The organism is Pedobacter sp. NJ-S-72 (genome assembly GCF_053890575.1).
The window spans coordinates 1,492,068-1,511,629 of the sequence record NZ_CM132681.1; the positions used below are offsets into that span (position 1 = coordinate 1,492,068).

The 19,562-nt window shown below is 37.5% G+C and carries 31 protein-coding genes and 1 pseudogene; 13 read left to right on the top strand and 19 right to left on the bottom strand.

Features of this window, described 5'->3' with window-relative positions:
- Window positions 1–62: 62 nt before the first annotated feature.
- A pseudogene (locus ACWYN3_RS09905) lies at window positions 63–441 on the top strand (GrpB family protein).
- A 4-nt stretch (window positions 442–445) separates the two neighbouring features.
- On the opposite strand, the gene ACWYN3_RS09910 reads toward ACWYN3_RS09905, so the two are convergent.
- From ACWYN3_RS09910 to ACWYN3_RS09945, 8 genes are all read right to left on the bottom strand, one after another.
- On the bottom strand, window positions 446–1,042 hold the full coding sequence (locus ACWYN3_RS09910) for a class I SAM-dependent methyltransferase (RefSeq protein ID WP_456221005.1): 597 nt from the start codon (window positions 1,040–1,042) through the stop codon (window positions 446–448).
- Entirely contained in the window at window positions 1,009–1,281 is a 273-nt protein-coding gene (locus ACWYN3_RS09915) for a hypothetical protein (protein ID WP_456221006.1), read from the bottom strand. The genes ACWYN3_RS09910 and ACWYN3_RS09915 overlap by 34 nt, the downstream gene beginning before the upstream one ends.
- 425 nt (window positions 1,282–1,706) lie before the next feature.
- Entirely contained in the window at window positions 1,707–2,027 is a 321-nt protein-coding gene (locus tag ACWYN3_RS09920) for a hypothetical protein (protein WP_456221007.1), read from the bottom strand.
- Window positions 2,028–2,065: 38 nt separating this feature from the next.
- Window positions 2,066–2,905 (bottom strand): MFS transporter, encoded by an 840-nt coding sequence (locus ACWYN3_RS09925; RefSeq protein ID WP_456221008.1) that lies wholly within the window; start codon window positions 2,903–2,905, stop codon window positions 2,066–2,068.
- Window positions 2,906–3,033: 128 nt separating this feature from the next.
- Entirely contained in the window at window positions 3,034–3,522 is a 489-nt protein-coding gene (locus ACWYN3_RS09930; protein ID WP_456221009.1) for a helix-turn-helix domain-containing protein, read from the bottom strand.
- A gap of 16 nt (window positions 3,523–3,538) precedes the next feature.
- Window positions 3,539–3,940 (bottom strand): hypothetical protein, encoded by a 402-nt coding sequence (locus ACWYN3_RS09935; RefSeq protein WP_456221010.1) that lies wholly within the window; start codon window positions 3,938–3,940, stop codon window positions 3,539–3,541.
- 42 nt (window positions 3,941–3,982) lie between these two features.
- Complete coding sequence (locus ACWYN3_RS09940; protein ID WP_456222947.1) at window positions 3,983–4,552, bottom strand: NAD(P)-dependent oxidoreductase; 570 nt, start codon at window positions 4,550–4,552, stop codon at window positions 3,983–3,985.
- Window positions 4,480–4,950 carry a hypothetical protein gene (locus ACWYN3_RS09945; protein ID WP_456221011.1) on the bottom strand — a complete coding sequence of 157 codons (471 nt, stop codon included), beginning with the start codon at window positions 4,948–4,950 and terminating at the stop codon, window positions 4,480–4,482. The genes ACWYN3_RS09940 and ACWYN3_RS09945 overlap by 73 nt, the downstream gene beginning before the upstream one ends.
- 337 nt (window positions 4,951–5,287) lie before the next feature.
- Between ACWYN3_RS09945 and ACWYN3_RS09950 the strand changes: the two genes are divergently transcribed.
- The 4 genes from ACWYN3_RS09950 (at window position 5,288) to ACWYN3_RS09965 (ending at window position 6,582) form a co-directional block, all read left to right on the top strand.
- Entirely contained in the window at window positions 5,288–5,584 is a 297-nt protein-coding gene (locus ACWYN3_RS09950) for a carboxylesterase family protein (RefSeq protein WP_456221012.1), read from the top strand.
- Window positions 5,545–5,727, top strand: coding sequence for a prolyl oligopeptidase family serine peptidase (locus ACWYN3_RS09955; RefSeq protein WP_456221013.1), 183 nt, complete (start codon window positions 5,545–5,547; stop codon window positions 5,725–5,727). Before ACWYN3_RS09950 ends, ACWYN3_RS09955 begins: the two co-directional genes overlap by 40 nt.
- Before the next feature lie 51 nt (window positions 5,728–5,778).
- Window positions 5,779–6,078 carry a GNAT family N-acetyltransferase gene (locus tag ACWYN3_RS09960; RefSeq protein WP_456221014.1) on the top strand — a complete coding sequence of 100 codons (300 nt, stop codon included), beginning with the start codon at window positions 5,779–5,781 and terminating at the stop codon, window positions 6,076–6,078.
- Window positions 6,079–6,255: 177 nt separating this feature from the next.
- Entirely contained in the window at window positions 6,256–6,582 is a 327-nt protein-coding gene (locus tag ACWYN3_RS09965; protein ID WP_456221015.1) for a DUF2784 domain-containing protein, read from the top strand.
- Window positions 6,583–6,743: 161 nt separating this feature from the next.
- Here the strand turns inward: ACWYN3_RS09965 and ACWYN3_RS09970 are convergent, their stop codons facing one another.
- A complete protein-coding gene (locus ACWYN3_RS09970; protein WP_456221016.1) occupies window positions 6,744–7,190 on the bottom strand; it encodes a DUF1569 domain-containing protein in 447 nt (148 codons plus the stop codon).
- Window positions 7,191–7,392: 202 nt separating this feature from the next.
- On the opposite strand from ACWYN3_RS09970, the gene ACWYN3_RS09975 reads away from it, so the two are divergent.
- Window positions 7,393–7,929: a hypothetical protein gene (locus tag ACWYN3_RS09975; protein ID WP_456221017.1), complete on the top strand. Its 537-nt coding sequence runs from the start codon at window positions 7,393–7,395 to the stop codon at window positions 7,927–7,929.
- Here the strand turns inward: ACWYN3_RS09975 and ACWYN3_RS09980 are convergent.
- The 5 genes from ACWYN3_RS09980 to ACWYN3_RS10000 form a co-directional block, all read right to left on the bottom strand.
- Window positions 7,926–8,426 carry a tetratricopeptide repeat protein gene (locus tag ACWYN3_RS09980; RefSeq protein WP_456221018.1) on the bottom strand — a complete coding sequence of 167 codons (501 nt, stop codon included), beginning with the start codon at window positions 8,424–8,426 and terminating at the stop codon, window positions 7,926–7,928. The two genes, ACWYN3_RS09975 and ACWYN3_RS09980, sit on opposite strands and share 4 nt — an antisense overlap.
- A 101-nt stretch (window positions 8,427–8,527) precedes the next feature.
- Window positions 8,528–9,109: a serine hydrolase domain-containing protein gene (locus ACWYN3_RS09985; RefSeq protein WP_456222948.1), complete on the bottom strand. Its 582-nt coding sequence runs from the start codon at window positions 9,107–9,109 to the stop codon at window positions 8,528–8,530.
- Window positions 9,057–9,407 carry a serine hydrolase gene (locus ACWYN3_RS09990; RefSeq protein ID WP_456221019.1) on the bottom strand — a complete coding sequence of 117 codons (351 nt, stop codon included), beginning with the start codon at window positions 9,405–9,407 and terminating at the stop codon, window positions 9,057–9,059. The genes ACWYN3_RS09985 and ACWYN3_RS09990 overlap by 53 nt, the downstream gene beginning before the upstream one ends.
- A gap of 10 nt (window positions 9,408–9,417) precedes the next feature.
- Complete coding sequence (locus tag ACWYN3_RS09995) at window positions 9,418–9,777, bottom strand: hypothetical protein (RefSeq protein ID WP_456221020.1); 360 nt, start codon at window positions 9,775–9,777, stop codon at window positions 9,418–9,420.
- A 26-nt stretch (window positions 9,778–9,803) separates the two neighbouring features.
- Complete coding sequence (locus ACWYN3_RS10000; protein WP_456221021.1) at window positions 9,804–10,148, bottom strand: hypothetical protein; 345 nt, start codon at window positions 10,146–10,148, stop codon at window positions 9,804–9,806.
- A 316-nt stretch (window positions 10,149–10,464) separates the two neighbouring features.
- Here ACWYN3_RS10000 and ACWYN3_RS10005 point away from each other — a divergent pair, with 316 nt between their 5' ends.
- The 6 genes from ACWYN3_RS10005 to ACWYN3_RS10030 are packed head-to-tail and all read left to right on the top strand — an operon-like array spanning window position 10,465 to window position 15,110.
- Window positions 10,465–11,142: a carboxypeptidase-like regulatory domain-containing protein gene (locus ACWYN3_RS10005; RefSeq protein ID WP_456221022.1), complete on the top strand. Its 678-nt coding sequence runs from the start codon at window positions 10,465–10,467 to the stop codon at window positions 11,140–11,142.
- On the top strand, window positions 11,102–12,583 hold the full coding sequence (locus ACWYN3_RS10010; protein ID WP_456221023.1) for a TonB-dependent receptor plug domain-containing protein: 1,482 nt from the start codon (window positions 11,102–11,104) through the stop codon (window positions 12,581–12,583). Before ACWYN3_RS10005 ends, ACWYN3_RS10010 begins: the two co-directional genes overlap by 41 nt.
- Window positions 12,584–12,614: 31 nt before the next feature.
- The gene (locus ACWYN3_RS10015) at window positions 12,615–13,610 is read left to right on the top strand and encodes a hypothetical protein (protein WP_456221024.1); all 996 of its coding nucleotides are present in this window, start codon (window positions 12,615–12,617) and stop codon (window positions 13,608–13,610) included.
- A gap of 35 nt (window positions 13,611–13,645) precedes the next feature.
- On the top strand, window positions 13,646–14,137 hold the full coding sequence (locus tag ACWYN3_RS10020; protein WP_456221025.1) for a hypothetical protein: 492 nt from the start codon (window positions 13,646–13,648) through the stop codon (window positions 14,135–14,137).
- Window positions 14,116–14,601, top strand: a complete 486-nt coding sequence (locus tag ACWYN3_RS10025; protein WP_456221026.1) for a hypothetical protein — start codon at window positions 14,116–14,118, stop codon at window positions 14,599–14,601. The genes ACWYN3_RS10020 and ACWYN3_RS10025 overlap by 22 nt, the downstream gene beginning before the upstream one ends.
- On the top strand, window positions 14,598–15,110 hold the full coding sequence (locus tag ACWYN3_RS10030; protein WP_456221027.1) for a RagB/SusD family nutrient uptake outer membrane protein: 513 nt from the start codon (window positions 14,598–14,600) through the stop codon (window positions 15,108–15,110). Before ACWYN3_RS10025 ends, ACWYN3_RS10030 begins: the two co-directional genes overlap by 4 nt.
- A gap of 101 nt (window positions 15,111–15,211) precedes the next feature.
- On the opposite strand, the gene ACWYN3_RS10035 is transcribed toward ACWYN3_RS10030, so the two are convergent.
- The 5 genes from ACWYN3_RS10035 to ACWYN3_RS10055 all read right to left on the bottom strand — a co-directional run bounded on the left by ACWYN3_RS10035 (window position 15,212) and on the right by ACWYN3_RS10055 (window position 17,970).
- Window positions 15,212–15,799, bottom strand: coding sequence for a YdeI/OmpD-associated family protein (locus ACWYN3_RS10035; RefSeq protein ID WP_456221028.1), 588 nt, complete (start codon window positions 15,797–15,799; stop codon window positions 15,212–15,214).
- Window position 15,800: 1 nt separating this feature from the next.
- Window positions 15,801–16,082 carry a DoxX family protein gene (locus ACWYN3_RS10040; protein WP_456221029.1) on the bottom strand — a complete coding sequence of 94 codons (282 nt, stop codon included), beginning with the start codon at window positions 16,080–16,082 and terminating at the stop codon, window positions 15,801–15,803.
- Window positions 16,083–16,203: 121 nt separating this feature from the next.
- On the bottom strand, window positions 16,204–16,665 hold the full coding sequence (locus ACWYN3_RS10045) for an SRPBCC family protein (protein ID WP_456221030.1): 462 nt from the start codon (window positions 16,663–16,665) through the stop codon (window positions 16,204–16,206).
- A 7-nt stretch (window positions 16,666–16,672) separates the two neighbouring features.
- Window positions 16,673–17,002 carry an ArsR/SmtB family transcription factor gene (locus ACWYN3_RS10050; RefSeq protein ID WP_456221031.1) on the bottom strand — a complete coding sequence of 110 codons (330 nt, stop codon included), beginning with the start codon at window positions 17,000–17,002 and terminating at the stop codon, window positions 16,673–16,675.
- 77 nt (window positions 17,003–17,079) lie between these two features.
- On the bottom strand, window positions 17,080–17,970 hold the full coding sequence (locus ACWYN3_RS10055; RefSeq protein ID WP_456221032.1) for a DMT family transporter: 891 nt from the start codon (window positions 17,968–17,970) through the stop codon (window positions 17,080–17,082).
- A 100-nt stretch (window positions 17,971–18,070) separates the two neighbouring features.
- Between ACWYN3_RS10055 and ACWYN3_RS10060 the strand changes: the two genes are divergently transcribed.
- A complete protein-coding gene (locus ACWYN3_RS10060) occupies window positions 18,071–19,498 on the top strand; it encodes an aminotransferase-like domain-containing protein (RefSeq protein ID WP_456221033.1) in 1,428 nt (475 codons plus the stop codon).
- The last annotated feature ends 64 nt before the right edge of the window (window positions 19,499–19,562 follow it).

Genomic DNA, 19,562 nt, shown 5'->3' on the forward strand with positions numbered 1-19,562 from the left:
CACAAATTGGCCTATAGCTTTTGAAAAGCTAAAATCAGTATTTAACTATCATTTGAAAGATTATGATCATCAGCATTGAGCATGTTGGCAGTACTTCTATACCCGGCCTTTCTGCTAAACCCATTATTGATATAAATATCATTATAAGGAATAAAGATAGATTTGATAACATTATTAGCATACTGAAAAAGCTTGGTTATACTTATGCAGGAGAAATGGGTATTCCAGGAAGAGAAGCTTTTACGAGAACTTCTTTGTACTCATCAGGAAAAGGCGCCGGAATATGGCGAACTGAAAATGGAGCTTGCAAAAAAACATCCTTTAGATATTGATAGTTACATAGAGGCAAAAACAGCTTTCATTCTCTCTATTCTGGAAGAATCGGGCATTGATCAGGAAGAGCTATCCAAAATCAACTTACAAAATAAAGCAAATAAATAACTCTTTAAACTTTTGTACCTACAGTAATCCGTGAATTCCACTGAAAATAAAGTTTATCATCAATAAGATGAGTAACTGTTTTTCTTTTTACTTCTTCACGGATTTCATTTTTCATACCGGGTTCCAGACCTTTTAAAGCATTTACGACTGCCGCACTTACAGAGGTCACAAATTCCCAGTGTTTATCAACTGATCCAAATTCAACAATCCCAGTCAGCTCTTCTTCTTTAATACTTTGTAAATTAACGTTTTCAAACCAATCTGTCATAAACCCCGGCTGCATGCAATAAAACATACCCGGTATATGAGGATTATATGATTTGTGACGGGTTACTTCTGAGATTGTGTCTAAAACGATATTTGCCCAAAGGTTTTTCTCCAGCATTCCCCATGTTGAAACAGCAATCTTACCATCTACCTTTAGTATGCGGTACATCTCCTGTAAACCAGCCGCTATATCATTAAAGAACATAATCCCATTTCTACAAAGAATGGCTTCGAAAGAGTTATCTGCAAATGGCATCATTGATACATTACAGCAAACCGTTTCGAAATTTTCTATTCCTCTTAAAGAGGCATTTTTACGGGATATTTCAAGCATCTTTTCAGAGAGATATCAACACCAATAACTTTTCCTGCCGGTAATGCAGAAGCAACTGATAATCCAGGTTCTCCCATACCGGTTGCAACATCAAGTACAGTAGAAGAGAGATCGAGAGAAAGTCTATCAATCAGTAAGTTGCTTATGGGGTGCAGAAACTTATTAACAAAAGGTTCCCAACTTTTCCTGTCTACGGAAAGGTCGTCCCAATTTTTCTGAATGATGTTTTGTTTTTCCATTTCAACAGCCAAATCAACAAATTCTCAACTATTAATAAATTAGAGTGTTATTATTCAATTAAAGATAAATAAATGGATTTAAATTTATTGGAAGGCCAAAATTTAAGCATTAAGTTTTTCCAGGTAAAACTGCAACAAAAAAAAATGAACAGCCATAAAATGTGAGCTTTAAGCAAGAGTTGATTTAGATCAAATCATCCCGCTACAAGCCATTGCTATGGTAACATGGGCATCGGATGTGTCTGAGTATGAAGTATACTTGCTATGTAAATTTAATAATATTTTCATCATTCTGGTCATTTTTTCAAAAGTCATTTTTAATGAAGATTCCAGATTAAGCTATAACCGGATCAATAATAAGTTAATGCCATCCTTGTACCTGGTTTTAAATTTGAAAAGCCTCCCCGAGGCTTTTTTATTCATTTCTAAGCCGGTGAAGAAATCAGAACTTTTTTCCTGATCAATGCAAAAGTGAGGATAGACAGTAGTACCAAAACCATATAACTTAATCCAAGACTAGCCTGAGATTTTGCAGGTATCAATGAAACGATACCATAACTCAAAATAGAGGTGATTATATATAAAGCCCCTCCTGTTACCCCACTTGCAATACCAGCATTTTCAGGAAAAAGACTCAGACAAAAAGAAAAGTAGTTATTAAAAACAAAACCTGCTATAAAATGGATGCTGAAAGCAAACGTCATCATCGTAATTAAATTAGTATAAGCAGCAGGAATGCAGATCATTATAGTTGTAAGGACAAACTGAATCCCTACAGCTATAGTCAGTTTTTAACAAAAGGATAATTAATCAATGCCTTTCCCAAAAAACCACCTAACAATAAGGAAACTCCAAGAGCAAGGGAACAATAGCCTGTAGTGATTGCCGAATCATGGAAAGTGTGCTCTATTATAAACGGCCCGCTCATACCATACACCATAAACATAGCATTAGAAAGGCCAAGCATAATCAAACCGAGACTAAAACTGAGTGTCTTTAGCATATTTCCGTAAATCTGAACTATTGATTTAAAGTGAAATTTCTGATAGACTTTTAAGGATTCTCCTCCAAATATCAACTCTAAAACCAGCATAATCAATGCAAAATATCCGATCAGATAAAAATTAGACTCCCAGCCAAATGCAGTTTGGAGATATCCTCCGAAAAACGGAGCTATAATTGGGGCTGCTGACCACACAATGGAAAATAAACTGGTATAATGTTTCAGTTTTTCTCCTGAAAATATATCTACAAAATAAGCTCTCTTACCAACTACAATGGCTGCTACGGTTATACCATGAACAACCCGCATCAGATAGATGATGTAAACACTTTGAGCATTAGCGATTGTAAAACTTGCAATACTGAATAATATCAAGGCGGCAATAGTTATGCGATAACGTCCAAAACTATCCAGTAAACTTCCAATAAATAATTGTGATAATCCATAACTGATCAGAAAAAATACGATTGTTAATTGTACTTCTGCATTAGTAGCATGCAGTTGATCAGCCATGGCTGGCAGCGAAGGTAAATAGATGTCGGTAGCGAACCCCGAAAGTGGAATTAAAATAAACGCGAGTATAGTCCCGATGCCGTCATGATCTTTTTCAATAATTCTCATTTTGATACTGTATTCTATCTTTTTTTATAAAACAACTAGTTCTGGCAAAATAGAACACAAAGGTAAGTGCACAAACATAAAAACCGATTTCAGAATTCAAAGAAAAAATTACGTAAATCAAATAAAAGCTAAGAATTATATTTAAAGATTGAAGGTGTTACCCCAGTGTGTTTTTTGAAATAGTTATTAAAATGAGCCGGATAGTCAAACCCAAGACAATAACCAATTTCGGCTACATCCCAATCCGTATTCTTTAGAAGAGTTTTTGCTTCATCAACAATCCTGTTACTGATCATTTGTGTAGTGGTCTTACCAGTATGCGATTTCACAACATAATTGAGATGGTTGACGTGAATATTCAATTGACTTGCAAATTCAGAAGCACTCTTTATTTTCAATGGATTTCCTGGTGAATCAACAGGAAACTGACGCTCCAGCAATTCAATAAACATTGGTGTTATCCTATCTGAAGCCTCCTTTTGAGAGATCAGATTATGTTCAGATTGAATTTTTATCCCCTGATGGATGATTAATTTAAGTAAACTCCTGATGACTTCAAATTTATACTCATAGTCGCTTTTTAATTCGTCCATCATTTGCTGATAATATCCGCTCACTAATTCTGTCTGCTGTTCATTTAAGTAGCAAACAGGATTGAGTAGGGGGATTAAACAACGGGCAGGTCAGTTCAAGTCCTTTTTTTAATTCTGCTGAAATAAAAGAGTCATTAAACAGACACAAATAGCCTTCTTGTTTTTCGACAATAGATTCCCAGGAGTACGGTACAGAAGGATTTGAAAAGACAAGTGCAGTCTGTTCTATTTCGATAATTTTATCGGCAAAACGCAACCTGCCGGCTCCGATATTCAGGCACATTTTATAATGATCCCTCCTGTTATAAGGCGTTACCTTATTACAATAATTTCTGGGCTGAACGTTAAAGTGACTTGAATTTCCTTTAGGATTTAACAAATCTGATGGTACGATTTGATTTGTTCTTTTATAAAACTCACCAAGTGTTTCTATTGATGACATAAATATTGGATTGAATATTTCAAAGAACAAAGATAATTAAAATCACTGGTTTAATATTTCTGGATTTGCAATATTTATCGGATTTCCATTGACATAACTCATCACATTTTCAAATGCTTTATTGAAATACAATTCGAACCCGTTTCTCTCCACGTACCCTAAATGTGGTGTACACAACACATTAGACATCTTTAACAATTCATAATCCTGATTATAAATTGGTTCTTCTTCATATACGTCTATACCTGCAAATCCCGGTCTCCCCTTCTGCAACGACTTTAAAAGAGCCCCTTTTTCAATTAACTCTGCTCTTGCAGTATTAATAAGTACGGATGATGGTTTCATCAGACTTAAGTCTGTTTCTTTAACAATTGCTAAAGTCTTTTCGCTCAAACGAAGGTGCAGAGAGATGACATCAGCTTTACTAAAAAAAGATTCTTTTGTATCCGCTATTTCAAAACCATCATTCAGTGCCTTTTCTCTGGAACTTTCACTTCCCCAGACCAAAACTTTCGCCCCGAATACCTTTGCGTAATCAGCTATTTTTTTTCCAATTTTACCATATCCCCAAATTCCAATAGTCTTCCCATAGATACTTGAACCAATATTGATCTGCCATTTACCATTTTCATTCCTTCAATTGCATTAGGGATTTGTCTAACAGTATTCATAATCAACGCCCAGGTCAATTCGGCAGGTGCAATCGGTGAACCTATCCCTTCCGCTACAGCAACTTTATGTTTAGTGCATACCGGCAAATCCAGATGATTCGATATTTTGCCTGTCTGACTGATTAATTTCAAATCTGGCAGCCGCGAAAGTAAATCATCGTTTATAATTGTCCTTTCCCTGGTTAGTACAATGACTTCAATACCTTTTAACTTTTCGGAAAGTAATTCAGTATCTTTTTCTGTGTGATTCAGGATTAGAACTTCCTGTCCGTCTAATATTTTAAAGCATTCAAGATCTTTAATGATATTTTGATAATCATCTAAAATTGCTATTTTCATCTTTTATATTTTTTTTTATAATGAAGCTATCATCTATATTCCTCACAATTTAAGGTAAATATTTACATTGGAAATATGCACTTATCAAATATTGTAATAACCCGTTTTTTTTTTTCGCTTTATTGCTCATCAGCTTAAATTCCTTAGTTTGTGCTCAAAACAAGGTGAAGGCAAATTATAAGTACTTATTGTATTTACCAAAGGATTATTCATCAGCTAAAAAACAGTATCCTTTGATGATTTATCTTGGTGGCGTTCTCAAAGGGGAACAGACTTAAATAAATTAAAAACGTTCGGACCTCCCGCACTTATTTCAAAGGGCTATGAATTTGATTTTATGATTGTATCTCCCCAATGTCCGGATGATAAAACCTGGACAACAGAAAACTGGTACGATTCTTTATCCATGGCTATCATCCCCAAATACCGTGTGGATACCAATAGAATCTATGTTACGGGGATTAGTATCGGTGGATTTGGCGCCTGGCAGGTAGCTATGGACTATCCGGATAAATTTGCTGCAATCTTACCACTATGCGGAGGAGTAAATGATACAGATACATCAAAAATCTCAGGAATTAACCACTTACCCATTTGGACTTTTCATGGGAAAGCGATGACCAGATACCCATAGCAGAAACAGAACGTGTTTACAGGAAATTAAAAAAGAGTAATAGCCATGTCCTGTTTACAAGGTTAAAAAATAAAGGACATGGAATTCAGTATCTATATGAAGATCATGAAATCTATAAATGGCTGTTAAGACAACACAAATAAGCCATAGACCTGAAAATATTTTCATAAATTCATGTATTTAATTGTTGAAAAATGATCAAGCTATTAAGAACTGACTCAGAAAATCAAGATTTTATACTGCTGGTAAAGTATCTTGAAGAATACCTTGCCGAAAAAGACGGTGCTGATCATTCCTTTTATGATCAGTTCAATAAAATTGATAAAATTAAACATGTCGTTGTGGTTTATAAGGATGAAAAACCAATAGGCTGCGGTGCTATCAAAGAGTATATGGCCGGCACAATGGAAATTAAACGCATGTATACTTCACCTGATTACAGAGGAAAAGGTATTGCCAGCAATATTCTGACTGAGCTGAATATGGGCAACTGAACTTGCTTATAGAAATTGCATCTTAGAAACTGGTATAAGACAATTGGAAGCCATAAAGCTTTATAAAAAAAACGGTTACCTGCTTATTCCAAATTATGGACAATATGCAGCTATTGAAACTAGTGTTTGTTTCCAAAAAGACATGATACATTTATTCTAGTTTTCATATATTGGGAAATGATGTATCCATTATTTGACTGGCTTTTTACCCTGCTGCATATCGTTATTATAGGTTTTAATCTATTTGGCTGGATATGGCCATCAACGAGAAAGTTACACCTTATTGTCGTTACGCTTACTTTAGGCTGCTGGCTAATCCTGGGAATCTGGTACGGCATAGGTTATTGTCCGATTACAGACTGGCAATGGCAGATTAAAGAAAAATTAGGTGAGGTCAATCTCCCAAATTCTTTTGTAAAGTACTATGCCGATAAAATATCAGGACAGAATATTTCTGATGCATTGATTGATACTATTACAGGAATAGCTTTGCATTGGCAATAATTATCACCTTCTATGTGAATTTTATCAAAAGAAAATGGCATCTGAACAGTCTCTGAATCATACCTGAACAAGACTACTACACAAGCCTGGTAGTCAGACAGTTGAAAGACTCTTTTTCAACGCGTTTTCAGCACCTTTTTAAGGCGGAAAAAGAAGAAAAATTAGCGGCTAAATTGTCGCAAATGGTGGTCGGTATGCTTATAAACCAGCTGCCCAACCTGTTCTTTCGTTAAGTTCCCGAAAAAAGAGTGTACGATTTCAATATTAGAAAACTTTGCATGTTCCTCAAGCAGGCTGATCCATTTCTTTCTTTCGGCTATTACATCACCACTAGTTTCTTTTATTTTGAGCTGAGTTAATGTAGGTACATTCCGTTTTATAGGAGTATCATTCTGTGTAAATTCTTTCAAAGCCATTTTACCGAATAACCTACCCAGAAAAACACGTTGATATACATTTTTACCTAACATCATTTCTTCATACACTGTACAATGTTTCAGCATCTGATAAATATTCATTTTGCCCCACTGAGCCTTACTATTTTCATCAAGCAGATTAATTCTAGCAATCAGATTATCTCTTGTTTCTTTGTCAAATATTGTTTCCATTATGTCCTTTTTTTTTATAAAAAAACGCTAAATATTAAGCATAAGCTAATGTATCCTCAATAATTGAAATTTACAGGGTGTAGTACTGACATTCTAAGGCGGTGTTCAGGACAATCAATATTCCTTTTGTCTAAAAGGCAACGACAAAAAAATACTCAATTACCATTGATTTTATTAATCTAAGAACTAAATTTGAATTTATATGGTAGACATAAACAAGCGAAAAAGACTTGCTTTACATCTAAGGCATTTATCAGTTGGATTACTTTCAAACGATGATTTTGAGAATGATCTTATGAATGATGTAACCAATGGATGGTTACCTGAGCAATATCATAGGGCTAAAGAAGCTAAATCCGATGATCCGATCATACAACCAATACTTGAATTATGTTGGGGGTTATATAGTGATACAAGAAGCTATAAGCTGATTAACAAGGATAGATTATCTGAACAAAGTTTAAAGATCATTGCAAGATGTATCCTATTTCTTCAAACAGATAGAGAATATCAATGGCCGGGTTTTGAGAATACAAATCCTTTAATCAAATTTTCATTAGCTGAAATTGTACAGTGTATTTTATCTCTTGGAGGATATTATATAGTAAAAAGAAAAGAGCAGAAACTTGCATTTAGCGAATTCCAAAAGCTTGGAAACTTTGAAATCTGGCCATTTTTAAAACAAGAAGACTATGATGAACAGCTTAAGATTCAACCCTTTTTAATTGGAAAAAGCTAGCTTGTTAACTTCTTTAAATGTAACCTCGCATTGCTATTTGAAGGATTTATTTCAAGAACATGCTTGTAATTCTTAATTGCATCTTCTTTATTTCCCATAATTTCATAAGTCTCTGCAAGACTGTCATATACATTTTCACTTTCAGGGAACTGATTCACATTTAACTTGAATAACTCAAGTGCTTTCTCTTTATTACCTTTACGCAACAGCTGATAACCAAGTCTGTTTACATCATCTTCCTGTAATTTAAATGAAATATCTTTTTGGTTTAGCTCATTTACTACATCAATAGCATGCTCGAAACCACGCTTATTCAATGCTTCAAGCAGAACAATGGTAGGTTTAGAATACCCGAAGCCCTCAGAAGAACGTTCCGACTTCGTAAAGTAGATTTCGTTATAAATGGTTTCAGCCATATTTGAGGCAGCCTCTTCGGAGTTTCCATCTGCTTCATTAGCTAATACAATTACAGAAAATTTGCGTTCAGGGTAAAGCACTCCATAAGAGCAAAAACCAAAAGTCCCTCCCGAGGCCCAGATTTTCCTGTTGCCTTCGAAATTTTTTCTTAAGAACCAGCTTAAACCTATTCCAAAACTTTCTATTTTACCCCAGGTAAGCTGATGAGAGAGTATAACCGCCGATCAACTTCTTCAAGATGGCGCGTGACATATTTAACCATATCTGGAAGTGTGGATTTTAGCACACCGGCACTCCCTGCTCCTGCTGGAATTCCAGGCATTAAAACACCATTATTATTGTATCCAAGTGCAATATTTTCTTTTAATTGATTAGGGACAACGGCAAAAGTACTTTGCATATCCAGGGGTCCTGTTATGTATTGCTTTAGCAGCTCATTATAGCTTTTTTTATAAATATTTTCGAGTATAAATCCAAGTAACTGAGCGGCTGTGTTTGAATGTGCATTATTTAATCCGGGTTCTGCAGTCAATCTTACACCCTTAAGATCTTTTAAAAATTGTTCTCTGGTATAGGTGTCATAAAACTTTTTTATTTCGAACAACTGAGCATCTTTATCCTCTGTTTTAAATGAAGGTAATTTTTCAGGAAGATTATCAGGAAGTGCAGAGGTCAGGTTGGCGAGGTGAACCAGTTGGATTGGCTTACCTTTATATTCCCAGATCAGGATAACTGTCTTTGAGGTATTTCCTGATGTCGTCAGTTAAATTGACCTTTTTGTCGCTTACCGCTTGTGCAAGGAGTATACTGGTAAAGGTTTTGGTCATAGATCCTATTTCGTAAATGGTATTTGCATCTGGCACTTTTACTTTGTCTTTCTGTATACTGCCAAAATTGAACTGATAGGTCCGATTATCTTTAATAACCGCTATGGATACTCCGACCCGGGGTCCACTCATAAATGAAGTTGCAGCATGATTTACAATAGAGTCAATATTTTGTGCCACGGAGATTTTAACCATACAAGTTAAAATGGTAAATATTAAACAGGTCTGTTTCATTCTTATATTTTTAATCATTTTCTGACAAAAACCATTTCCCGGTCATTATTTCTTTAAGCTCTGCGAAGTGTTTTTTATTGACTTTGAAATAATCAATAGTGTACTCAAGCTCTTTTTTAATTTCTTTTGTACCATCAAGAGCTATAGAAAGAACATTTTCAATCGTATCCATTTTGGTTCTGAGCTGAACTTTATCCTGGACTGTTTCCCAATTCAGGATCTCCAGGTGTTTTGCTTTATTATCCAATAAAACTTTAGGAGCTCCGTATTTCTTTCTGAAGTAAGCAACTAACTTCAAGTAATTACTGTCTGATTTGGATTCGTTCATCGCTTTGAGTGAAATGAGTTCACCACTTTTGCTTTCTAACATATCAAGCTTCTGAAAATAAATTCCATTCAATACGGCCAGACTATCATTTTTGTTCCAGGAACCGGTATCATAAGTATATCCAAATACACCTGCATTGGCGTTTTTTTTCTTCGTATAAAACTTGATTTTGTATCTATAATCTGTCTTTTGTAAATCTCAGAATAGAAAAAACATAAAGTATCTTTCATAAACATACTTTCGTCAAGCTGTTTCAATAGTTCCTTTTTGTCTACTGTCTTTGGATCTGTTGTAATTATCTTATTGGTTCTGTCTAGTTTCTTCTGATGATTATGTTGAAACATTGAAACATCGAAATATTTATCAACTGTCTCCAGATCCAGATTTTTTTCACTTCTACCGCAGCTGAACATGAAAAAAACATTAATAATACAGCTAAATTAGCAGACTTGAGTATTCTCATTTCTCTGGGCTTATGCAATTTTGATTTATAATAGCTTAATGGCTTCCCTAATATATTCAGTTATTTTATTTTTCCATAGCTAAACGATAATAATTTAATTAACATTTCTTTAGCTTCTGGTTTTTGAATAAGCCAGGGCTGGTGAATATCGGCTACTACGACAAGATCACTTAATAATTAGCAAATCTGAGCTAGTAATGGTCATAGGCATTCCTATAACTTTATAACAATAGCACCTGCTACCTAACCAAATTAATCCTAAAAATATGACCAAGTTTTTCATCTTGAAGCCTATTGGCCTGGCTTTACGCCAAAAAAAAATCATTTGCCTTTCAGCGATTCTATGTATGGCAACAACAATGCAGCTCAGTGCAAAAGATCTAAAAGAAGTCCTTAATTATTCAACTAACCTTTCCATTGATATACGAGGTAAGGTTCTGGATGAGAAAGGCATTGGAATACCCGGAGTGAGCATTAAGATAAAAAATACCGAAAAGACAACCACCACCGATAACGATGGAAATTTTATCCTAAAGGGCCTGAATGATGATGCGATTTTGATTGTTTCTTATGTGGGCTATACAACTCAAGAGGCAAAAGTCACCTCAGGAAACATGTTGATTAAGCTGGCACCACAACTTCAAAATTTAGACGAAGTCGTGGTGGTAGGTTATGGAACAGCTAAAAAATCAGATTTAACCGGAGCTGTCGGTACGGTAAAAGCCGAAGCGTTGCAGGAACGTCCCGCATCTTCCTTAAATCAGAGTTTATCAGGTCGTGTATCCGGAGTGAATGTATCTTCAAATTCTGGCAGACCTGGTGGCAGGGCAAATATCCGTATCCGCGGAGTAAGTTCATTAAGTGTTTCCAATAACCCCTTATTATGTAATCGACGGGGTTATATTGAATGCTGTAGATTTGCGAAATGGCAGTACCCCTATTGATTACTTAAACCCAAATGATATTGCTTCAATCGAAGTATTGAAAGATGCTTCTTCAACGGCAATATATGGCGCACGTGGAGCCAATGGTGTAATTATGGTGACTACGAAACGTGGGACTTCAGGTGGCGGAAGCGTAACCTATGATGCAGATTTCAGTATAGGCGTACTCCCGAAAAAATTAGAAGTACTAAATTCAAAGGAGTTTTTGGCCGTGGAAGATCTGGCTTATGCAAACGCTAAAAAATATGATCCCATCGGATGGGCCACAGGCACAAAATATACTGACCCAAAAACAAAGCGTACTAATCCCAAATTATTCGATGCACAAGGAAACCCTTTATACGATACCGACTGGCAGAATGAATCATTTCAAAAAGCATTTACGCAAAACCACCAGCTGGGAATTACAGATGGTAATGAAAGAGGCAGTTACGGTGCTTTAAACTATCGTAACCAGGAAGGACTTGCAAAAGGCTCATGGCAAAAAAGATTCTCAGGCCGTTTTGTATTTGACAGTCAGATAAAAAGCTGGCTAAAAGTGGGCGGTACTATGGGTTATACCGATCAGAATGAAAAACAGGTTGATCAGCTTGATGGCAGCGGAATAACGATGATGCGCCAGGTTCTGGAAGCGTTACCTATTATCCCTGTAAAATATGCCGATGGATCATGGGCCAGTAACAGGGATTATCCAGGAATGGAGGGCGGCGATAGCCCTTTAAGGGTTGCTGCGGACAGACTATCTTATTTGCGTACCCAAACCTTATTAGGAAACATGTATGCTACCATTCATATAGCCCCCGGAATGGAATTCAAGTCAACAATCGGGACAAATATAATTAACCAGAGAGAGGATTATTTTGCTGCCAAAGGGATGCAATACATTTCAGACAACGGAGATGCCAGTATCAATAACACCAGGTTTAATTCATGGCAATTCGAAAATTATCTTACTTATAACAAGCAATTTGCAAAAATACATGCTATAAATGCTATGGCCGGTCTATCGTGGCAGCATATGGATCGCTTTGAAAGTCAGGCAAGTTCTCAGGGCTTCAGTGACCCCTACTTTAAGTACAATAATCTTGGAGCAGGATCAAGTCCTCAGGCCCCCTACTCTAATGGACAGGCATATGGGTTGAATTCATATTTCGCCCGTATCAACTATGGTTTAATGAACAAGTACCTGGTAACCTTTACAGGTCGTGCAGACGGTTCTTCAAAGTTTGGAAGTGAGAATCAATTCGCCTTCTTCCCATCCGCTGCACTGGCATGGAAGGTAATGGAAGAAGGTTTTATGAAGAATGTACCTGTTATTTCAAATTTGAAAGTCCGGGCTAGTTATGGAGCTACTGGTAATTCTGAAATTCCAGCTTACAGGGCTCTTGCAGGTATGGGCAATTACACCGTAATTTTCAATGGAGAACGTAAATTGGTATAGGTATTAGCCGTATGTCAAATTCTACTTTGCAATGGAAAAAAAAACGAAACAGCTGGATTTCGGTCTGGAGCTGGGTCTATTTGCCAACAGGCTAAATTTCGAACTTGATCTGTACCACAGAAAAGTAAATGGCATGTTACTGGATGCTCCTTTACCTTATAGCAGTGGATATGGCAGTATCTTTTCCAATGTGGGAAGCATGGAGAACAAGGGTGTTGAATTCAGCATCAATTCTACCAACATCAAAACAGACAATTTCAGCTGGAATACTACATTTAATATCTCTGTAAATAAGAACAAAGTGCTGGCCTTAGCCAGTGGGGATATATTTTCTGGCAATGGGGTAATCAGAGTAGGCGAACCTGTGGGTTCTTTCTTTGGAAGGGTAAACCTTGGAACATGGGGTAGCAATGAAGCTGCGGAAGCAAAGAAATATAACATGCAGCCAGGTGACATCAAGTATCAGGATTTAAATAACGACGGTAAAATAAATGATTTAGACAGGAGGACAATTATTGGAAAAGGAATACCTGATGGTTATGGTACACTGCTCAATACATTTCAATATAAGGCATGGTCACTGACAGTGGATCTACAGTATATGTATGGTAATGATGTACTAGACAGAAGTATCCATTCGGCGGAAGACAGACAAGGGATTGCCAACAGTTACAAAACGGTACTGAATGCCTGGACTGAAACTAATCAGAATACATCTATTGCACAGATTCGCCCTATTAATTCCTATTACACGACTAATAATGATAGTCATAAGGTAACGGACGGATCGTTTATCCGTGGACGCAATTTGTTACTGGCTTATACCTTTCCATCAAAAACTGTTTCCGCCCTAAAACTAAATCGTTTGAGGATATATGGATCTGTTCAGAATTTTTTCTTAATCACCAAATACAAAGGCTATGATCCTGAAGTTTCCAACTCTGGAGCACCATTCGACCAGGGGCTCGCATTGTACGACTACCCGAAACCAAGGGTATTCATGCTTGGAATTAATGTTGGATTATAAGACCCTAATTTATCACCGTTAAAATAAATAACCAGATGAAAACAATCATAAAAAAATATGGGCTCCTTACACTAGTCGCAGGTACATTATGTTTTACAGGCTGCAAAAAATTCCTGGATGAATCAGATCCAAGTAACTTTACCGTAGAAAATTATTTTACGAAACCCGAACATGCCAGAAGTTCTGTAAATTCTGTTTACGCAAGTCTGCGGGACCCTATGTCAAGTGGCTTTGGTGGCGGGGCCTGGACAATGACAGAATTTGCTACCGGACAGGCTGCTACTGACCTTGGACAAGCAGTCGATAGTTATTTTATAAAGGATCTGCAAAACACTGCTGATAATGGCTATGGGTTAAGTTACTGGCAAAACTATTATAAAGGCATTGGCAATGCGAATCTTTCCATCGCGAAGATCCCAACGATTGCTATGGATGCTGTGGAAGCCAAAAGGCTGCTGGGAGAAGCCCGTTTCTACGGGCCTGGTACTATTTCAACCTGGTTCAAATGTTCGGCAACATCCCTTTAATTACAGAACCTGTCGATCTGAAATCAGAACAGTTAAGACCAAAACAGGCAGCGCCAGAGGATGTTTACAAGTTGATTGTAGAAGATTTAAAAACAGCGGAAGAAGCAGGCTTACCATGGGTTGATCCTACTGGGAAAGCAAGCTTAGGAGCCGTAAAATCATTGCTTGCAAAAGTATATCTTACTATGGCTGGTTACCCGCTGCAAAAAGGCGCTGAATATTTTGGACTGGCAGCGAAGAAAGCAGAGGAAGTTATTGATTCAAAACAATTCAGACTGTTTGACAGTTATTCCGATCTGCATAATCCGGCAAAGAAAAATATGGATGAGAACATTTTCATGATCCAGTATAAAACACAGATCATCCCGGCTAACTGGCAGGAATTGATTATCCCATATAACAAAAATATCTCCGCATATTCTTCGGAAACCGGGGGTATTTATGCTACACAGCTGACTTTGTGAAATCATATGACCCGGCAGATTTACGTGCAAAAGAAGGTCAGTTCTTTTTTACCAAATTTACAAACCAGGACAACAGAAATCAGGAGGTTGAACTGGGAGGATATTTTCTTTATAAACTTTTTGATGTCGTTGCTCATACAACCACAGCAAACAGCGATCTGAATTGGTCTCTTATCCGCTATGCTGATGTATTACTAATCTATGCTGAGGCTTCAAACGAAGTTAGCGGGCCAGCCGCAAAGGCATATGACGCCGTTAACCTCATCAGAAAAAGAGCAAAATTACCAGATCTGACCGGTTTGTCTAATAGCCAGTTTCAAGAAGCTGTGTGGCGCGAGCGTTGGTATGAGTTATGTTTTGAGAACGTCACCTGGTTTGACATGGTGCGTTTGCATAAAGCATTTAATGTAAGTACTAAAGGATTTGACAATTATGTCGGCCATAAATTTTCTTACGGGCCGGTTTTGACAGAAAGAGAACTTTATTCCCGATTCCAAGCAGGGAGTTGAGAAACAATACGAATCTGATACCAACTAAAGGATATTAATTTTTTAAAGCCCCTGTAAACATGATTTTGCAGGGGTTCTTTTATTTTATCCTTGAATTCGGGTTATTCATCATCTAATCCCTTCCCATTGAGGATTTGCAACATACACTTTTCAACTCTTGACTCGCGGGTTTTGGATTGCTTAGGTGCTGAAAAATAGAGATCATATCCTCTTTGCCGTCCTAGTGTCAATGCTTCAAAAGCAGCCTTCAAAGCAGGAATCTGATCTAATTTACTTTGAAATTCTTCAGGAAATACGAGTTCTGTATTTTTTTTTTTTTTATAATCCACTTTCAATCCCAATTTTTCCACTTCGATGGCTTCATAAATATAAGACTCCAGGCTGGGCTGCATCTCAATTATTTCCCGGATATTGGTGAACCGGATCTGGCGCGCCGCCTGCACATTTTTCGTTTGCTGAACCAGAATACCTTTGGCATCATTTAATAAGGCCCCTTTGAAAAACAAAAGCGCACAATATTCTTTGAACTCATGTATTAAAACTATATTATTTTGCTGAAACGTGTAGCAGGGAACACCCCACTTCAATTCTTCGGTCAGCCCACAATCAAGAACGAGCATTCTCAATTGCTCCAGTTCCTGTTGCCACTTTTTAGTTTTACTAAAATAAAAATCAACCTTAGGATTCATACTAATATTTATTAAAATCAACTGAAATTATTCTCCTGTCAGCAGGCCTGAAATACCAGGACAACACGGTCAGTATTAGCAATAACAATGAAGGAAATATTTTGTTCATGGAATCACCTGTTGCAATGTGTGAATAGACTGCCCCCGTCATGGTAAAGAAAAAGCCTGCATAAGCCCATTCCTTTAGTAAAGGAAATTTGGGAATAAGTACGGCCACAACTCCTAAAACTTTCCAAACGCCTAGTAATGTTATAAAATAGATAGGATAGCCCAAATATGTCATAAAATCTACTTCCTTCCGTTTTCAATTGGAATAACTGCACCGCTCCGGTTGATAGCATTCCCAATGCAAGCCAGAGCGTAGAAATCCAATAGATAATTTTGATTCTCTTTGCCATAGTGTGTTATTTTAATTTGCTTACGATGTCTTGTAATCGGTTATGTGCCATATTTAAACCCGGAGCAAAACCTATTTTCAGCATTTGATCTCTGAGAGTGACAGATTTATACACGATATGTATATTGAGTTTGCTGGTCTGGTCAGTAAGCCGTTCAAATTCCAGGAACTCAAGTTGTACCTCAAAAGGTGCATTCTCCATTTCAAATGTTCGTGTGATTTTCTGGTCCGGAACAAACTCATGGATTACGCCATTGGCCTGAAACACAATTTTTCCCTGAGCATCTGATGTTTCAAACTTCCAGCCGCCATGCTTCTTACTTTCAAGCTTCAATACTTTCGTTCCCATCCATTGCTCAACAATTTCAGACTCCGTATAGGCCTTAAAAAGTAATTCTACCGGCAAATCAAATTCCCTTATTATTGTTAATTCCTGTTTGCCGTCTTCTGCATTGATTTTTGTTTTCATCTCCATATTATTCAATAGTTTTTGATTTGTATGTTTTCATGATGCTTTCCAGTTTATTAAACCTATCATCCCACATCTTGCGGAATGGTTCAATAAATTCTGCTATTTCTTTCATTTTTTCGGGATTTAGGTGATAGTACATTTCTCTGCCGTTTTGCTCTTGTTCAAGTAATTCACACTCAGTAAGTATTTGCAGATGTTTTGAAACCGTCGGTCTTGAGGTATCAAAATTTGAAGCTATCACTCCTGCTGTCATTGATTGCGAAGCAACTAACAACAGTATAGCCCTTCTTGTCGGGTCTGCTATGGCTTGAAATACGTCTCGTCTTAAATTCATTATGTAGCTATTTGACTACAAATATATACGTAGTTATTTAACTACGCAAATTATTTTGAAATTTTTAGTACTACTACTCAAATTTCTTTGAGCCGGCCGGCAACACAAAGGATTACCCCAATTGTGACTCCTAACATACCAATGCTCACCTTTTCGTGAAGTAAAGTAGCAGCTAAAGCTAATCCAAAAAAAGGCTGTAACAACTGCAATTGCCCAACTGCTGCAATCCCTCCCTGAGCTAACCCGCGATACCAGAATATAAATCCAATCAGCATACTGAATATCGAAATATAGGCAAGGCCGACCCAGGCAGCCGTACCAATTCCTGTAAATGACGAAGGAAGCAGGAAAAACATGATGGGAGCAATAAAGGGTAATGACAAAACTAATGCCCAGGAAATCACTTGCCACCCTCCCAGGGTTTTTGAAAGTTTTGCACCTTCGGCGTAGCCAAGCCCACACAAAATAACTGCCAGCAACATTAGTATGTCACCAATAGGTGATGCAGAAAGACCTTGAGCAACCGCAAAACCTATAACCAGCAAACTTCCTGAAATCGAGAATAACCAGAATACCGGACCTGGACGCTCTCCCCCACGCATTACACCGAATATTGCTGTTGTAAGTGGCAGCATGCCAAGGAATACAACGGAATGTGCTGAAGTCACATACTGCAGGGCGAGTGCCGAAAGTAGCGGAAACCCAATCACAACACCTATTGAAACAATGACTAATGAAAAGACCTGTCTCCGCGCCGGCCGCTTTTCTTTAAAGATCAGTAGAATACAAAGGGCAAGAAACCCCGCAATAGTTGCACGGGCAACCGTTACAAAAACCGGATTAAAATCCAGGACAGCCGCTCTTGTTGCTGGTAATGAGCCGCTGAATATCAGTACACCAATGAACCCGTTTTTCCAGCCGCTGCTACTATTTTCTCTTGATTTGTCAAGAATTGATTTACTACTCATGATATTAAGATTAATTTCTATGAGGCAAAAATAGATGAGGTGCACCAACAAACACAGACTCAGTTTTGCATATTACAATGGACACAGTTATATTTGTTATATGGATAAAGACTTCCTTTATAATGAAATAATAGCAAATGGAATTGCCAGCCAGATTACAGGCGGGGTTTTGAAATCCGGAGACAAATTGCCTTCCGTAAGAATGTTGTGTAAGGAACATCTGATCAGCATGAATACAGCAAAAAGAGTGTTTCTGGAATTGGAAGCACAATCACTAATCGATTCAAAACCACAATCAGGTTATTTTGTGAGCCGGCTATCACATCTTAAACTTCCACTCCCTGAAGTAAGCCAGCCATCATTGCTGGCTTACGATAACGAGCCTGATGAATTGATCAGTAAAGTGTATGCAGATATGGGAAATAATGACCTCACCCTTTTTTCCATTAGTGCTCCGTCCGGGGATCTGCTCCCATTGGCAAAACTAAAAAAAAAGGAGATCATTCAGGCAACTCGCGAGCTTAGGGAAGGTGGCACAGCATATGAGCCATTACAGGGCAATTTAAAATTGAGAAGAATGATCGCTATCCGTTCCTTATCCTGGGGAGGAGACTTACATGAAAATGATCTGATTACTACCAACGGTGCCATGAACGCAGTCTCCCTTTGTTTGATGGCTCTGGGAAAACCCGGGGATACTATAGCTATGGAAAGCCCTTGTTATCCCGGTACGTTACAACTAGCCATTAGCCTTGGATTTAAAATACTGGAGCTACCAACACATCCTACTACAGGCTTAGAGATCGCTGCCTTAAAGGAGGCTATTCCAAAAATCAATCTTTGCCTGCTGGTGCCCAATTTCAATACTCCTCTGGGAAGTTGCATACCTGATGAGAATAAAAAAGAAATAGTCGCACTTTTATCAATGCATAAAATTCCTTTAATTGAAGACGATATATATGGCGACCTGTATTTTGGTACGCAACGTCCAAAATGCTGCAAATCATTTGATAAAGAAGGGAATGTTTTATGGTGCAGTTCTGTTTCCAAAACCCTGGCACCGGGCTATCGTGTCGGCTGGGTTGCTCCGGGAAAATATAAAGAAAAGTTACTCCGGCTAAAGCTGATCCATTCTATATCTTCTGCTTCTATCATTCAGGAATCAGTTGCTAATTTCCTGAAGACGGGTAAATATGAAAATCATTTGCGTCAACTTCGCCGGACGTTACAGAGCAATTATCAAAATTATGTCCAGTCGATAGCCGAATATTTTCCGGAGGGGACAAAGACGAGCAGACCTCAGGGCGGACTTGCACTCTGGATTGAATTCAGCAAAGGAATTGATACTAAAAAGCTATATGATCTGGCCATTAAACATCAGATCAGCATTGCACCCGGACGAATGTTTACCCTGCAAAATCAATTTGGAAATTGTGTGAGGCTCTGCATTGGCTTACCCTGGTCGGAGGAGATAAATTTTAAGTTAAAACAGCTTGGGAATCTTGCGAAGATGATTCTATTGAAATAAAACAATGTATTTTATTTGATATATTAATACAGTAATTGTTAAATTACAGAATCATTACGATATG

What these genes read in the sequence shown, in the direction of transcription:
- ACWYN3_RS10040 (WP_456221029.1), bottom strand. Translation starts at nt 16,082, where the DNA reads ATGACATATTTGGGCTATCCTATCTATTTTATAACATTACTAGGCGTT.
- ACWYN3_RS10045 (WP_456221030.1), bottom strand. Translation starts at nt 16,665, where the DNA reads ATGAAAACAAAAATCAATGCAGAAGACGGCAAACAGGAATTAACAATA.
- ACWYN3_RS09990 (WP_456221019.1), bottom strand. Translation starts at nt 9,407, where the DNA reads ATGAAACAGACCTGTTTAATATTTACCATTTTAACTTGTATGGTTAAA.
- ACWYN3_RS09910 (WP_456221005.1), bottom strand. Translation starts at nt 1,042, where the DNA reads ATGCTTGAAATATCCCGTAAAAATGCCTCTTTAAGAGGAATAGAAAAT.
- ACWYN3_RS09935 (WP_456221010.1), bottom strand. Translation starts at nt 3,940, where the DNA reads ATGTCATCAATAGAAACACTTGGTGAGTTTTATAAAAGAACAAATCAA.
- ACWYN3_RS10055 (WP_456221032.1), bottom strand. Translation starts at nt 17,970, where the DNA reads ATGAGTAGTAAATCAATTCTTGACAAATCAAGAGAAAATAGTAGCAGC.
- ACWYN3_RS10060 (WP_456221033.1), top strand. Translation starts at nt 18,071, where the DNA reads ATGGATAAAGACTTCCTTTATAATGAAATAATAGCAAATGGAATTGCC.
- ACWYN3_RS09920 (WP_456221007.1), bottom strand. Translation starts at nt 2,027, where the DNA reads ATGATCTGCATTCCTGCTGCTTATACTAATTTAATTACGATGATGACG.
- ACWYN3_RS09950 (WP_456221012.1), top strand. Translation starts at nt 5,288, where the DNA reads ATGATTGTATCTCCCCAATGTCCGGATGATAAAACCTGGACAACAGAA.
- ACWYN3_RS10020 (WP_456221025.1), top strand. Translation starts at nt 13,646, where the DNA reads ATGAAAACAATCATAAAAAAATATGGGCTCCTTACACTAGTCGCAGGT.
- ACWYN3_RS09960 (WP_456221014.1), top strand. Translation starts at nt 5,779, where the DNA reads ATGATCAAGCTATTAAGAACTGACTCAGAAAATCAAGATTTTATACTG.
- ACWYN3_RS10005 (WP_456221022.1), top strand. Translation starts at nt 10,465, where the DNA reads ATGACCAAGTTTTTCATCTTGAAGCCTATTGGCCTGGCTTTACGCCAA.
- ACWYN3_RS09975 (WP_456221017.1), top strand. Translation starts at nt 7,393, where the DNA reads ATGGTAGACATAAACAAGCGAAAAAGACTTGCTTTACATCTAAGGCAT.
- ACWYN3_RS09965 (WP_456221015.1), top strand. Translation starts at nt 6,256, where the DNA reads ATGATGTATCCATTATTTGACTGGCTTTTTACCCTGCTGCATATCGTT.
- ACWYN3_RS09915 (WP_456221006.1), bottom strand. Translation starts at nt 1,281, where the DNA reads ATGGAAAAACAAAACATCATTCAGAAAAATTGGGACGACCTTTCCGTA.
- ACWYN3_RS10000 (WP_456221021.1), bottom strand. Translation starts at nt 10,148, where the DNA reads ATGTTCAGCTGCGGTAGAAGTGAAAAAAATCTGGATCTGGAGACAGTT.
- ACWYN3_RS09945 (WP_456221011.1), bottom strand. Translation starts at nt 4,950, where the DNA reads ATGAAAATAGCAATTTTAGATGATTATCAAAATATCATTAAAGATCTT.
- ACWYN3_RS10015 (WP_456221024.1), top strand. Translation starts at nt 12,615, where the DNA reads ATGGAAAAAAAAACGAAACAGCTGGATTTCGGTCTGGAGCTGGGTCTA.
- ACWYN3_RS10035 (WP_456221028.1), bottom strand. Translation starts at nt 15,799, where the DNA reads ATGAATCCTAAGGTTGATTTTTATTTTAGTAAAACTAAAAAGTGGCAA.
- ACWYN3_RS09925 (WP_456221008.1), bottom strand. Translation starts at nt 2,905, where the DNA reads ATGAGAATTATTGAAAAAGATCATGACGGCATCGGGACTATACTCGCG.
- ACWYN3_RS10025 (WP_456221026.1), top strand. Translation starts at nt 14,116, where the DNA reads ATGTTCGGCAACATCCCTTTAATTACAGAACCTGTCGATCTGAAATCA.
- ACWYN3_RS10050 (WP_456221031.1), bottom strand. Translation starts at nt 17,002, where the DNA reads ATGAATTTAAGACGAGACGTATTTCAAGCCATAGCAGACCCGACAAGA.
- ACWYN3_RS09970 (WP_456221016.1), bottom strand. Translation starts at nt 7,190, where the DNA reads ATGGAAACAATATTTGACAAAGAAACAAGAGATAATCTGATTGCTAGA.
- ACWYN3_RS09995 (WP_456221020.1), bottom strand. Translation starts at nt 9,777, where the DNA reads ATGTTAGAAAGCAAAAGTGGTGAACTCATTTCACTCAAAGCGATGAAC.